This window comes from Paraglaciecola psychrophila 170 (assembly GCF_000347635.1).
GTDB lineage: Bacteria > Pseudomonadota > Gammaproteobacteria > Enterobacterales > Alteromonadaceae > Paraglaciecola > Paraglaciecola psychrophila.
In genome coordinates this window covers 2,869,065-2,883,095 of sequence record NC_020514.1, presented here as the reverse complement: position 1 = coordinate 2,883,095, position 14,031 = coordinate 2,869,065, and the positions used below count along the sequence as shown (strand labels likewise).

Here is a 14,031-nt window from a genome sequence, read left to right as displayed (position 1 = left end):
AATTGAAATGCATGTTACTAAAATGTAAATGGTTTGTTATTATGGTAATATTATTTTTAATGACGTAATTAATAACGTTAATTTAGTCCAATGTGATGCATTGAATGTTCAGACATATTGGCGAGTGAATGTTATGCAGCCGACAATGTTCTATATGTGATAAATACGCGATTTATTAAGTCTCCAATATTGTTTAATATACATGTAACGCTGTCTCAGTTTTGTGAGACCAGATTGATTCAAACTTGTTTGAGTCAATCTGTAAGTAGTAGTATTCGGTTAGGTAATTCAGTAGATTTACTAATTTAAGACGATATTAAATTTAATATCAATCTCATCATTATTCGTCATCTATTTTGAGGGTAAGAAAAGGCTCATGTTATCTGTAAAAACAAAGGAATTATAATTTGAGCTTTTATGTGGCACGCCAGCCTATTTTAGATAGAGCTAAAAAATTATTTGCTTATGAATTATTACTTCGCGACAGTCTAGATAATATCTTTCCAAAAAATATAAATGAAGATGTAGCGACGGCTAAAATTATTGAGGGCTTAGAGTTTAATTTAGGTTTGGAAAGTTTGACTCAAGGCTCACTTGCTTTTATTAACTTTACTCATGATTCGATAATAAATGGCTATCCTTTATTATTGAACAAAGAGAAAATTGTGGTTGAGATTCTCGAAACGGCCAAACCGGGTAAAAAGCTGCTTGCGGCTTGTATTGATTTAAAAGATAAGGGCTATTCTATTGCGTTAGATGATTACGAGCATGACTCAACTTGGAGACACTTCTTTCCATATGTGGATATCATAAAACTTGATTATTCGCTTACATCGGAACAACAGTTCCAAGAAATCATAACTGCGTTAAAACCTTTTCCTCATATTAAGTTATTAGCTGAAAAAATAGAAACTTACGCTGAATTTCAACATGCAATAACTATTGGCTGTGAATATTATCAAGGCTATTTTTTTAGTCGCCCTGAAATCATTAAAACGGTTGCTTTTAATCCTTCCCAAATCGCAGTAGTTAACTTGTGGTCCGAAATCAATAAAGCTGAATTAGATTTTAAAAATATTACTGCTATATTTGAAGATGATATTAACCTGTCTTTTAAGCTACTTCGTTATGTGCAATCACCCATATTTAAGCGGGACGCTGCCATACAAACTATAAAGCAAGCCATAATAGTATTAGGAATCGTAGAGTTAAAACGTTTTATTAGTTTGTTGTTTACTGCTCAATTTTCAATAGGTAAACCAAAAGCGTTGACTATCATGGCTCTATCTAGAGGGCGTTTTTGTGAGTTAATGGTAAATGCAACTTTACCTATTAACTCCCAACCATCCGCATTTTTAATTGGATTATTGTCTTTAATCGATGCCATGGTAGATGGCGATATACAAGAGCTTATGGATAAGTTACCACTACACCAAGATATGAAAGACGCGATAATTAATCGTAAAGGAGAATCTGCAAATTTTTTGAAGTTATGTGAATTATTTGAAAAGGGAAATTGGGAGAATGTTAAGCTTTTTTGCCAACAAATAAATGTAGACCCTGAGCAATCTTGTGGTTTATTTAAAGACGCTTTGATCTGGGCAGAACATAGAGTGACGGCTATATACTGATCATTGCCTCAAGGGTGAATTTTAGTACATAACTAGCAGCAAACACCTTATCAATTTGAGAAATTCAATATTTACCTAGTGTTTGAGCTAGCTCTTTTATCGGACCAATTCAATAATTATAAAACTCTAAATTAATCGTAGTCTTATTACACAGAATGGAGTCTTTGCCACCGCCGAGCCTAGGTGCCTCTGCACCTGAAAAAAGCATTTGATTCTAATGTCATGACTGATGCGTCATGCTGGTTTATAATCTCATAATTCACACATATTAAACCCACACCAGGTTTGCTCTTAGACAATCTACACTGACTCACACAACTTTTTACACTTAGGATATACCCGGGGTACACAGGTTTTAACCACTTGAGATTATTAATCCCAGGTGAACCAAGAGAACCATGCTCTTCAGGTAAATTGTCAATAAGCATACGCATGAACATGGCTGAAGTATGCCAACCGCTGGCACATAACCCGCCAAAAAGAGAGTCTTTAGCCGCCTCATCATCTAAGTGAAAATACTGGGGATCATATTTACTAGCAAACTCTATTATTTCGCTTTCAGTTACGCGATAAGCGCCAAACTGAGATGTTTGACCCGGATAATAATCTTCAAAATACATAGGTTATCCTTAAAATTGAGTTTAGTGTAACGTGTTAAAAATTAATTAGGTGGCAACCATTTAAACGATAGATTACCTGCAAAAGTGGGGGGGTGTGAATTAAGAAACATGTCATTGCCAATCATGTAAACCACATTTAAACAGCAATTTTTCTAAATCACCATTACTTCTCATATCCAAAATACCATCAGAGAGGATTTTTGCATAATCTATTGAATTTTTATCGTTTGGCGAAAAAGCAATGTAAGCTTTTATCTATTCTATCAGCTACCATCATATTGACTGCTCGTGATAACACATCGTCTTCACCAGTTAATATCTGTAAACGATCATTGTTAATATTTAACTGAATATATTGATTGAGTGGTTCACCGTAATCATAAGCTTTAATAACGCCTAATCGGATGTTATTAATAGAACCAGTGCCCAGGTATTGCCAAGTTTTATTACTTGTAGTGAAAAAAGAACTGCTGATCAAACCTAACTATCTGTTAGGGTAAATGAAGTCTGGCGCATCATTTTAAAGTGCTCCCACCACAGTATTAATATGCCCTTTTTCAGCTTCAATAATTGACCTTGCCCATGACATTATTATATGTTTAGTTTCAATACCTTTTTGATTAAATATGTGCCGTTTATTTTCAATCATATAACCAAGTTTATCAGCAGTCTCAGAACAATTTACCGGATACTAAAAATCTGCAGCAATCACCAATTTTTTCAGTCATTACATGTAGGCTAATAAAATTGAGTAAATGAAACGAAATAATTCTTATTATTAATATGGCGGATGAGATGATTTTTTTCCTAAAAATATAAAATATAAAATATAAAATATAAAATATAAAATATAAAATATAAAATATTGCCGTTTTTCGTCCGTAAAATTTTAAATCATTAATTGTAGTGAAGATAAACGCTATCTCAGCTGTATTCAACTAGCAGATATTTAAAATAACTAATTCTGCCTCAAGGTGATTAATAATATCTTTAAGACATGATTGTTCGTTTAACTATCGATTTAGATTAAAAATTGGATGTTTTCTATAGTCATATTCTTAACAAATGAAACTGCATCGAGATAGTTCCCAACGGAAATGGTATATATTCAGCCAGCCATGAAGTGACTTGATGACCTTGAGTCTACTTAAATATAGTGCGATTCTATTGGTGTATTAATTATACTCTTTCAATTTAAGTACTTAAATTAACTGCTATGCAAGTCGCATAGCAGACCAGATTTTATATTATGGTTGTTACTATGAACTCAAAAAATGTTGAATTCACTTTAAATCCAATACATATCTCAATACAAATACTATTGCCATTATATATGTGATGAGGGTCACCTGTTTGTATCTTCCTGTACCCAGCATTATGCCCACATAAGTAATAAACCCTAGTGCTATGCCTTCACTAATGCTAAAGGTAAGGGGCATAGCTAGTAGTGCAACTGTGGCAGTTGCTAGGGATGTTAAGTCGTCAAAGTCGAGTTGTCTAAATGAATCCATCATTAATATACCCACCATGATCAGCGCGGGTGTCGTTGCCATTAATGGGATAACTTTCATAAGTGGTGTGAGGAACAATGCTAAAATAAAACATAAAGCAACAAACACTGACGTCAGCCCTGTTCTGCCACCTGCGGATACTCCTGCTGCTGATTCGACGTATGACGTTACGGGTGAAGTACCTATTGCCGCACCCATGACACTGGCAACTGCGTCTGCCGTCATCGCTTTTCCCATTTTTGGTAATTTACCGTGTTCATCTAGTAGGTTAGCGCGACGGGATACGCCTATTAAGGTACCTATGGTATCGAACATATTTACAAATAGCAGGGCAAAAATCAGATCCCATGTTTCAGCAAAGTATTCGATTGGATACATAATGTCCATCGCAAAAAATGTTGTGCTTATACTGTCTGGAAGGCCAATGATTTGGCTTGTATGCTGGGTTAAATATCCGTCACCAACTGGGATGAAAGCACCTATTATGGTTAAGACTATTACGGAAATAAGAATAGCCCCGGTTACTTTTCGAATAACTAAAACGATGGTTAAGATGATGCCTGCTAACGCTAATAATGTGGCTGGCTCAGATAAGTCGCCGATAGAGACAAATGTAGCAGGATTGTCGACTACCAATCCTGCATTTTTTAATCCGATGAACGCAATAAATAAACCAATACCACATTGAACACCAATTTTAAGTGCTGCTGGTATGGCATCTGCTATTTTAGTTCTGACACCTGTAACAGACAGCAATAAAAATAAAATACCGTTCCAAAACACAATGCCTAATGCTGCGTCCCATGGTATTTCTCGGGTTAAACAAATCGTAAAGGCGAAAAAGGCATTGAGACCCATACCCGGAGCCATCGCTATGGGGTAGTTAGTCATGAAGGCCATTAATAATGTACCTAAACATGCAGCAATAGCAGTGACAGTTATCAGTCCTTCGATTGGCATGCCACCTGCACCTAAAATGCTTGGGTTTACCACCAACACATAGGACATAGCTGCAAAGGTAGTTAATCCGGCAATAAATTCAGTTTTTAGATTGGTACCTTTTTCTTTTAATTTAAAAAAGTGTTCAAGAATGTTAGACATGTTTATCGCTCTATTTTTGATGTGACATCATTTATGTATTTGAGGTTATGAGTTTTAACCTAAGCAGCCTGCAAAAAGCTGACCATCTAGTCTGGCGTTGGTCTGATTTATGCTGTTAACATGGTAATCATGTCATCTAACGTTATAAAACAATAATAAAATGTGCTTTAAGCGCTTGATTTGATTAAAACAAATAGAGTAAATTCAGATAAGATCGATTGTGTTGCACCAATAGTTAACTTAGATGTTCATTTTGGTGCAAGCAATAACAAAATTTACATGGTAGAAAAGTAATAAAGCAGGTGGGAAAAATGACCAAAGATGAGTTGAAACATTGGGTAGCGTCATTGCCCAAAGTAGAATTACACCTGCACATTGAAGGCTCATTAGAGCCAGATTTAATGATGGCATTAGCAGAAAAGCATCAGCTTGAATTACCATATGCGAATATTGAAGAAGTAAAAAATGCTTATGACTTCGAGGATCTGCAAAGTTTTTTAGATATTTATTATTTTGGTGCATCGGTACTTAAGGACGAAGACGATTTTTACCAGTTGATGTGGAGTTATCTACTTACTTGCAAAGAAGACAACGTAGTACATGCTGAAATAATGTTCGACCCGCAGACTCATACTGAACGGGGTATTGGATTTGATGTGTTTATGCCAGGTTTTAAGCGGGCCATGCAACAAGCACAACAAGAATGGGGGCAATCCTGCTTATTGATTATGTCTTTCTTAAGGCATTTAACAGAACAAAGTGCTATTGAAACGTTACAAGCTTCAACACCATACTTAAATGATATTACTGCAGTTGGACTAGACAGCGGTGAGTTGGGTAATCCTCCTGAAAAATTTACTAAAGTGTTTAAAATGGCTAAAGAATTAGGCTTAAAGCGAGTTGCTCATGCGGGTGAAGAGGGGCCGCCAGACTATGTTTGGGGTGCATTAAAAGCCTTAGATGTGCATCGAATAGACCACGGTGTGCGCAGTATAGAAGACCCTGTGTTAATAGCGTTTTTAATTGATTCACAACATCCATTAACCGTTTGCCCTCTGTCGAATACTAAGCTGAAGGTCTTCAAACATATGCAACATCACAACGTGTTGCAATTGCTCGATTTAGGGCTAATGGCCACTATTAATGCTGACGACCCTAGTTATTTTGGAGGTTATTTAAATGATAATTATTTTGCAATAATTGATCACTTGCCGATAGAAAAACACCAGTTAGAGCAGTTAGTAAAAAATAGTTTCAATGCCAGTTTCATGTCTGAAGAACACAAACTTAAGTGGTTAGAAAAGTTAAGTACCTACTGATATTTAATTTCTGATGTAATACGTTGCTGATTAGAAGGGTATTTGAAGCCATCTTCTGCAGGTAGTCCACATTAATGCTTATCTACCGACGCCATTGCTATAATAATCTGTAGTGCTTCGCTTTTGGTAAAGCCGCTTAGCACCAGTGCGTCATAATGTTTACGCAACAACTCTGCTTGAGATTTAACTAAGTTAGGCTCACTTAATGCAATTGTCTGATTTAATAATTGTTCTGATAGTTGTTCGTTCATAAAATTAAGCTGTTTTCCTTCTTTTGCGTGAGTTGCGTGAATAGTGCCAACAGAGAAGGCTAACATTGCCATCATCGGAAAACAGATGTTTTTCATAATTTCTCTCATACTTGTTTTGTTAGGGCCGCTAAGAAAAAGCCATTTTGGATCCGTTGCATAAATATGCCTAGTGGCCGTAGACACGTCGCTTAGGCAGTGTGTTGCTGCCTAAGCGACGTGTCCACGAGTATTTAGCACGAAAGTTCACTGCTTACTCGCGACTCAGTTCTTCGATGAGTTGTGTATGTTTTGGAAACTGCTTCAATAACATTGTCTTTTTACCTAGTTGCATATCAGCATACTCAAATCCAGGTGCAACAGCTTCTCCTATGAGTCCGTATCCGTATTTCCCATCAGTTGACGTTTTTGATGCCTTCCATGTCCCTCCTTTTACCATCATTTGCATTTGATGTCCTTGGATCGGATCTGGCCCCAATATTGTTTTTTGTAAACTACCGTCTGAATTAATCATATAGTAGGTAATAGGATCGCCCATATGAAAATAATGCATGATATCTGATTGGTTCATATGAAAATGACCAATTGGTGATTCTGCAGTTAATAGATAATAAATGCTGGTCATAGTGACTCTATCACCATTTTCGGTAGCAATAGTGGCTCTATGATCTGCTTTAAAGGTTTGGCGAAAGTAGCCACCTTCAACATGTGCCTCAAGATTTAACGCTTTGGCCAATTGTTTTGCAGTCAGGATTTTATTGCTTCCAGAAACGCTCGAAAGAACACTAATAGAAGCTGAACTCTGGTTGCCAACACCAATTTGCTGTTGGCTAACATTGATTATTTTTTCTTGTACTTGGTAAGGCATAGTCGTTTTGTATTGTGACCAATTAGCAACGATTGTATCCACTACTTTACTGCCTACCAGATAGGCCGTTTCGAGTGCGGAGCGCATACCTGCATAACCATTCTCACCACTTTCTAATTTTAAATTTTCAATTGCTGTTAATCCAGGCGGTGGCATAGAATAATTACTGCCGGTACGAACCACCATAAAACGAGATTTATCTGCTTTATTTGCGTTGTCCAAGTAAATCATTGACTGGTAAGCGCCGGTATCTTCCATGCCAGAGCTGACAAAATTTCCTTGACCTGCAGTCCAATAATGGGTCCAGTTATTCGCCCACTCATTTAATAAATCACCATGCCAAAAAGTAGAAGCGGCCATATGTTCACCTTTCAATACAAAAGGTAATTTCTGCGCATTTGGATAACCTGTGTATTTATCTCGCAAGGCTTGCATAACAGGGTAGTCATTTAACTTTACATCTTTGGTAAGTGTATATGCCCAATCAGTCAACTGAGAGTTGAGTTGATAAACTTCACCATTTGAAGATTGACCGTGTTTATTAAGTTTACTGAGATCTATGGTTTGATTTTCCAACAGAGGGTCAGTAGTAAACAACGGAAAGTAGCCGGTTGACCAAGTATCAGGTATTTCTCTGGCATCAATTTGATGGGCTAAATCACCATCAAGAAGCCATGTTGCCCAAGCGGCAGAGCCTATTGAAGCATCAGCAGGGTCAAAACCAGCGATCCCAGCCACTAACCAATATGCATGTGTTAAATCAAATCTAGGATCTAAGCCTAATGCCATAATAGCTGTGGCCGCTTTAGCGGTTCCCATCCCCGTGACTATGCCCATAACGCCTGTTTCGGCATTAATACAAATATCGTGATGTGAAACGACAAAAGGCAAACAGGTATTGAGTTTTTGGCCAGCTTTCCATAGTTGGAATTCGCCGGGTTTGTCGCCCTCATCTGCACCGATTTCAAACATAGTGACAACGACCACTTTTATCTCTAGTGGTATTTGTAGCTCAGATTTCAGTTCAGTATTTTGTGGATTTTGATCCAAACAACTGAAAAGTACCAAAACGCTCAACGTTACTATGAGCAGGTTTTTTAAACGTGTTTTAAACATATTCTGTACCTCATATAAAAAAGGGTAAATATGTAAGTGACATATTTACCCTTATAATAATCTAATTTAACTCATTAAAATTTATAACTAACCTTAGCTTGAAAATGTCTTGGTAATTCTGGCAAGACGATTTGAGCTCCAAATAAGTCAGGGAAGTTAGCCCTAAAATAGGTTTCATCCGTTAAGTTCTTAATATTAACACTGGCACTCCATGTGTTTGTTGTATAAGACACCCCTGCATTGACTAAGGTGTAAGCTGGCAATGTTATCGCTTGAGAAAAACTTGAGAATGTTTCATCTGCCCTAACGATACTGCCATTTACTGCATAGCCATTTTGAAAATCATAGGTCGCGTTTAATGTATAAATATTTTCAGGTATTCCAGCTTTTCTAACTGTCTCTTTATTATTCGGGTCAATTAAAGTAACTCCAATTGGGTTGCCACCATAAATTAATGCCGGGTCAGTCAGATTAGGTAAATCACCTATGCCTAAGAAACCAAATTGATTACCTTCTGATAGGGCAGTCAGGTTATAAACCTTGATGTTGGTATAACCAGCACCGACAACTAATTGATCAGAGATAACCCAACGTAATTCAAATTCAACCCCTTCATTCTCTGTGGTTGCATTAGTTACTATGGCTTGTGCATTAAAATCGGTTCGTTCTTGCTCGTAAACAGATAATGCAAAATATAAACTATCATCTAAAAATGAACCTTTAATACCGTATTCAAATAAGTCTGAAGTATCAAATGCACCATTACCCACTTGTCCTACACCTATTTCTGCACCTTGACCAGCGATTAAGGTAGCTTGTTCGGCAGAGGTAATATATGGGATCAGTCCGAAATCAGTTTTGTATGAAATACTTGCATTCCAAGAAGCCCCCTCAACCGTATCTTTAACCGTCACAATATCGCCTGGGGTTAATAACAAATCACCACGGCTAGTTGTTTTAATATCGATGGTGTCATAACGCACGCCTAGTACGATGTTTAAACCCATATCCCAAGTGACATCGGTCATGGCAGCTATACCTAAATTTGTATAATTACCTTCGTCGTAGTTATCAAAATCTCGCCCAATTCTGGTGGCTAATAAACGTCTATCAAGTGCTGTAGATGGTCCAGTAAGATCACGTCTTTGAAAATATTCATTTGTAAAATCATCGCCATGTAAAAATTCGGTATGACGAATAGAAGGTGATAATTGTACCTGTGCTAATAGACCCTCAGCTTCATATTCCGTGGCAAAAACCAATTTATTTTCAAATACCGAGCTGTCATGAAACTGCGCGAACCCATAAGCGTTTTCATTTAGATTTTCATAGGCATCATAGAACATTTGGTTCTTGATTTCCCAGCCGTTATCTGTGAAATAAATCAAGTCAAAGTAAAAGGTCTCAACGGTATTTAACAATACATCATCGGCTGCCACTAAAACTTGGTCACCACGTAATGTGGCAGTACCAGAATTGTTTAATACCATTGCGTCTGTCGCTTCGGCATCATCAAAAGTAAAACCAGGAAAGTAGAAGAAGCTATTACCTGCAATATTAACTAAACCGTATTCTTGATGTGATATTGAACCATCACCGTTTATATCCAGTGGGCTTGCAGTTCCAGTAATATAAGTACCGTTATCGATTAAGTCTTGGCTTAAACGGTTCCAACCAGCAACCTGATTACCATCGTAATCGTGATACATACCACCAAACTCAATCCGTAAGTTTTCAGTAATATCTACATTGAATGAGGCTTGTAAAATTGTTTGGTCTGTACCAGAATTATTGTAATAGCTGCCAGAGTTTTCTACTTCACCATAAAGATAAAAACCCATGTCTTTATCGCCAATTTTACCAGGACCACCAATTTCTGCGGTCATTACGCTTTTATCCCAGGTACCTAAGGTATAAGAAAATTTGCCTTCATTTTGATCTAAATATTGACCACCACTAGCACGAGCTGATTTAGGATTAAAGTTTAAGTAACCGCCAATTTTCGATGGACCATAGATAGGTGAAGCAGGTCCACGAACAATATCGATACGACTAGATGCACCAATCGGGGTGGGGTAGTTGCCTGGGTTGTCTAAACGTTTCATTCCCCGAAAATAGTTTTCGCCCGGTGTACCACGTACATCTAGTGAACCAGCAACACCAAAAAATGACTGAGTGAAGGTACCAGGTGCAAATGCGACTAAATCATCTATGTCAGTAACACTAAAGCGTTCTAATTGCTCTTCACTAATGGTTGAGGCAGAGCGCGGTGTTTCCAGAATTGATTTTCCAAAACCAAAAACTGCTTCAACATCTTGTCCGGGTAGACTGCCTAAAGAGCCGGTTACCTCAATACGCTCGACGCTTTCTTCAGCAGTCTGTTGCGCCAACGTTTGTAGTGGCATGAAAGTAGCTAGTCCAATAGCGATGGCTTTGGCTAGCGGGTTTGATATAAAAGTTTTATTTGTCATTATGGTGATCCCAAGGTAGTAGCTTTGCTATGTGTTGTATTAGGCTCTTTGGCCTATTAAACACACTGTTTTAATTGAGTTAGTTATTTTCTATCTTTTAATATTATCGTCAGGTTCTGCACGAAAGATGCCAACACCTTGTCCAAATGGTCTAGTAACAATGTTATTTATTAATTCCTTGAAAATACTTGTTTTTTGCTGGTAAAAGAAAATAACGTTAGGCATATTACTTACCCGTGATATTAATTTATTAAATTCGGCGTGCACTAATTTAAATCATTTCTCAATGCATTGCACCATAGGAGTGCCTGCATATACTAAACAGTAAATTAAACAAAGTTTTGGTTTTGAATTTTTTTGGCGAGTAATTGATGTTTTTCCATGAGTTGCCTGGTTAAAACTGTGCTGTGCTCAGAATTTTCAATTAACCACTTACCCCCGACCATCAATTTATCAACTTGATAGGCACCACAAGTTATCAATCCATCAAGAGGACTGCCCACGCCTGAAAAACGTAATTCGTCTAAGCTAAAAATCGCTAAGTCAGCCTGCATATCAATAGCAAACTGACCTATGGACGGTCTTTGTAACACCGCAGCAGAACCTGTTGTTGCATAACCGAGTACACGTTCAGCGGTTATAATCTCAGCTCCATAACGTAAACGCTGCTGTAACAAAGACTGACGTACTTCTTGGATCATGTTAGAACAATCATTAGACGCTGAGCCATCAACTGCTAAACCTATATTACACCCGGCGGCTTCAAGTTCGACAGTTGGGCAAATACCTGACGCCAATAACATATTAGAACTGGGGCAGTGAGCAATACCTACTCTAGCTTGGCCCAAGCGTTTTATTTCATCTTGGTTAAAGTGGATCCCGTGAGCTAGCCAAGTTTTGTCACCTAACCAATTGCAATGTTCTAAATAATCTAAAGGGCGCATCCCATATTGACGCATGCAAAAATTGTTTTCGTCTTCAGTTTCGGCCAAATGCGTATGCAACATAACGTTATTTTGTTTAGCTAACTGAGCTGTATCTTGCATTAAAGAAGTGGACACAGAAAAAGGTGAACACGGTGCCAGTGCTATTTGTATAAACCCATCTTCAGATTCGTCATGATATTTTGATATAAGTCTCTGACTATCTTGCAATATTATGTCTTCAGATTGGATAACGCTGTCAGGAGGCAAGCCCCCCTTACTTTCTCCTAAGCTCATGGATCCTCTGGTGAGCGTGGCGCGACAACCCAAAGTGTTAATGGCCTCAACTTGAATATCAATAGCTTGTTCAAGCCCTTTTGGAAAAACATAGTGGTGATCAGCGATACAAGTAGCCCCAGACATCATCAACTCTAAACCCGCTAATTGAGTCGCGGTGTAAATCATCTCTTCATCTAGGTTCTTCCATATCTGATAAAGATATTTAAGCCAAGGAAACAAGGGTTTGTTTAATGCACCTGGGACGGCACGTGTTAATGTTTGATAGAAATGATGATGAGTATTGATAAGGCCCGGCGTAATAACTTTATTGCTACAATCAAGGTAACTATCTATAGGTGTTTTTGGCTGTATGCCAGATGGGACTAATTCAACAATTTTATTGCCTTTTATCACTAGGCCGTTACCCGCGTCTAGGGTATTACCTGTAAATATCGCTGCGGGTGATTTAAGCCATAGGGTATGGTTTTGCATGTTTAAATTCTCTTACTACTAAATCGAAGTGGTCGACGCTTTCGAAGTATCGTCGAGTATAAATAGGCATATAATTATTGCACAAAAGACTGTAACGGTAACCGGGGAAGAAATAATATTTCTTTCTAAAGCTGGTTAAAATAAGAATTTTCGACGGTCTATAGGATCCGCCTTGAGTATTAATATACGCCGCTATGGCGAAAGTGGAAACTTAACAAGTGTTGCTCCTATAATATAGGTAAGGGTTAAAATACCTTATTGAAAAAGCCATCACCTGTGGTAAGTCCGTATCGATATAATGCAATATTATTGGTTTATCGTGTAATCCATAAATTTATTAATCATTGTGAAGCATAGGTTGTGCACTCAAGTAAGTAACTATTTACGTATTTAATTGTAAAGCAAGTAATTGACCAACTAGTCAGTTGCTTGTTTTAGTCTAACGCTTTGATAATAATATTGTTTTTATTTTTTATATATCAAGTGTAAATTAAATTAGCGCAGCATACGAAACCTAAGCATCATATCGGTGCAGTGTGTTGAGTATGGATCCACTGAAGATAAATTTCATGTTTACTGCAGTGCGCCGCTTTTTCGTTTATTTAAGGAATAAATCATGCAGCCAAAAACCAATATCGTTAGCAGCCAATGGCTAGAAGATAGAATCGACCAGCCTGATTTAATAGTGTTGTATACCCAGATGGACAATCCGATAACGGGAAAAGCCAATAAAAGACCTGTTGGTTATATTCCCAATTCCATGTTTTTTGATTTCGAAAATATATTTTGTGATACAAATTCTAGCTTGCCTCATACTATGCCTAACGAAATCAGCTTTACCGAAAACGCTGGCAACTTAGGCATTAATCAGGATAGTTTAATTGTAATCTATGACAACAAGGGGATTTATTGCGCACCTAGAGTTTGGTGGATGTTTAAGTCTATGGGCCACCAGCAAGTTTATATACTTAATGGCGGTTTACCTAATTGGTTAGAACAGGACAGACCAAAGGTTTTACAGCTTATCTCTCCTCGTAAATCAGGTGATTTTAAGGCTAAGTTCAACAGCAACCATTTTTTTAATGCAGATGAATTAATCCAGAAATTAACCAATATAACTTTGTTAGACGCCCGAAGTGCAGGACGCTTTAACGGTACACAAGCAGAGCCGCGCAAGGGTTTACGCTCTGGTCATATTCCAACATCACAAAATTTACCCTTCCAAACATGCATTGAAGGTTTCGTACTAAAATCTTCAGAAGAGCTAAAATGTATTTTTTCGGAATACATACAGTCTTTTGATGGATTGTTGGTTTTTAGCTGTGGGTCGGGTGTTACTGCCTGCATTTTGGCTTTGGCTGCAACGGAAGCAGGATTCACACACATCGCCGTATATGATGGTTCATGGAGTGAATGGGGTGCAAGGTCTGATTTACCGGTTGAGCTATAAAA

Annotated in this window: 10 protein-coding genes; 3 read left to right on the top strand and 7 right to left on the bottom strand. The window is 37.6% G+C overall.

Features of this window, described 5'->3' with window-relative positions; translation table 11 throughout:
- Window positions 1–407: 407 nt before the first annotated feature.
- Window positions 408–1,631 carry an EAL and HDOD domain-containing protein gene (locus C427_RS12600; protein WP_007640099.1) on the top strand — a complete coding sequence of 408 codons (1,224 nt, stop codon included), beginning with the start codon at window positions 408–410 and terminating at the stop codon, window positions 1,629–1,631.
- Between the two features lie 179 nt (window positions 1,632–1,810).
- On the opposite strand, the gene C427_RS12595 is transcribed toward C427_RS12600, so the two are convergent.
- The 3 genes from C427_RS12595 to C427_RS12585 form a co-directional block, all read right to left on the bottom strand.
- Window positions 1,811–2,251: a MaoC family dehydratase gene (locus C427_RS12595; RefSeq protein ID WP_007640100.1), complete on the bottom strand. Its 441-nt coding sequence runs from the start codon at window positions 2,249–2,251 to the stop codon at window positions 1,811–1,813.
- A 220-nt stretch (window positions 2,252–2,471) separates the two neighbouring features.
- Window positions 2,472–2,729, bottom strand: coding sequence for a hypothetical protein (locus C427_RS12590; protein WP_007640101.1), 258 nt, complete (start codon window positions 2,727–2,729; stop codon window positions 2,472–2,474).
- A gap of 805 nt (window positions 2,730–3,534) precedes the next feature.
- Window positions 3,535–4,863, bottom strand: a complete 1,329-nt coding sequence (locus C427_RS12585; protein WP_007640110.1) for an NCS2 family permease — start codon at window positions 4,861–4,863, stop codon at window positions 3,535–3,537.
- A 311-nt stretch (window positions 4,864–5,174) separates the two neighbouring features.
- On the opposite strand from C427_RS12585, the gene C427_RS12580 reads away from it, so the two are divergent.
- A complete protein-coding gene (locus C427_RS12580; protein WP_007640111.1) occupies window positions 5,175–6,182 on the top strand; it encodes an adenosine deaminase in 1,008 nt (335 codons plus the stop codon).
- A gap of 71 nt (window positions 6,183–6,253) precedes the next feature.
- Here C427_RS12580 and C427_RS12575 read toward each other — a convergent pair whose 3' ends face one another.
- The 4 genes from C427_RS12575 to C427_RS12560 all read right to left on the bottom strand — a co-directional run bounded on the left by C427_RS12575 (window position 6,254) and on the right by C427_RS12560 (window position 12,579).
- Window positions 6,254–6,529, bottom strand: coding sequence for a hypothetical protein (locus C427_RS12575; protein WP_007640112.1), 276 nt, complete (start codon window positions 6,527–6,529; stop codon window positions 6,254–6,256).
- A gap of 154 nt (window positions 6,530–6,683) precedes the next feature.
- Complete coding sequence (locus tag C427_RS12570; protein WP_007640113.1) at window positions 6,684–8,414, bottom strand: cupin domain-containing protein; 1,731 nt, start codon at window positions 8,412–8,414, stop codon at window positions 6,684–6,686.
- 74 nt (window positions 8,415–8,488) lie between these two features.
- Window positions 8,489–10,885: a TonB-dependent siderophore receptor gene (locus tag C427_RS12565; RefSeq protein WP_007640114.1), complete on the bottom strand. Its 2,397-nt coding sequence runs from the start codon at window positions 10,883–10,885 to the stop codon at window positions 8,489–8,491.
- A 329-nt stretch (window positions 10,886–11,214) separates the two neighbouring features.
- A complete protein-coding gene (locus C427_RS12560; protein WP_007640116.1) occupies window positions 11,215–12,579 on the bottom strand; it encodes an 8-oxoguanine deaminase in 1,365 nt (454 codons plus the stop codon).
- 616 nt (window positions 12,580–13,195) lie between these two features.
- Here C427_RS12560 and C427_RS12555 point away from each other — a divergent pair.
- Window positions 13,196–14,029 (top strand): sulfurtransferase, encoded by an 834-nt coding sequence (locus C427_RS12555; RefSeq protein ID WP_007640118.1) that lies wholly within the window; start codon window positions 13,196–13,198, stop codon window positions 14,027–14,029.
- Window positions 14,030–14,031: the final 2 nt, after the last annotated feature.

What these genes read in the sequence shown, in the direction of transcription:
- C427_RS12585 (WP_007640110.1), bottom strand. Translation starts at nt 4,863, where the DNA reads ATGTCTAACATTCTTGAACACTTTTTTAAATTAAAAGAAAAAGGTACC.
- C427_RS12595 (WP_007640100.1), bottom strand. Translation starts at nt 2,251, where the DNA reads ATGTATTTTGAAGATTATTATCCGGGTCAAACATCTCAGTTTGGCGCT.
- C427_RS12580 (WP_007640111.1), top strand. Translation starts at nt 5,175, where the DNA reads ATGACCAAAGATGAGTTGAAACATTGGGTAGCGTCATTGCCCAAAGTA.
- C427_RS12565 (WP_007640114.1), bottom strand. Translation starts at nt 10,885, where the DNA reads ATGACAAATAAAACTTTTATATCAAACCCGCTAGCCAAAGCCATCGCT.
- C427_RS12575 (WP_007640112.1), bottom strand. Translation starts at nt 6,529, where the DNA reads ATGAAAAACATCTGTTTTCCGATGATGGCAATGTTAGCCTTCTCTGTT.
- C427_RS12570 (WP_007640113.1), bottom strand. Translation starts at nt 8,414, where the DNA reads ATGTTTAAAACACGTTTAAAAAACCTGCTCATAGTAACGTTGAGCGTT.
- C427_RS12560 (WP_007640116.1), bottom strand. Translation starts at nt 12,579, where the DNA reads ATGCAAAACCATACCCTATGGCTTAAATCACCCGCAGCGATATTTACA.
- C427_RS12555 (WP_007640118.1), top strand. Translation starts at nt 13,196, where the DNA reads ATGCAGCCAAAAACCAATATCGTTAGCAGCCAATGGCTAGAAGATAGA.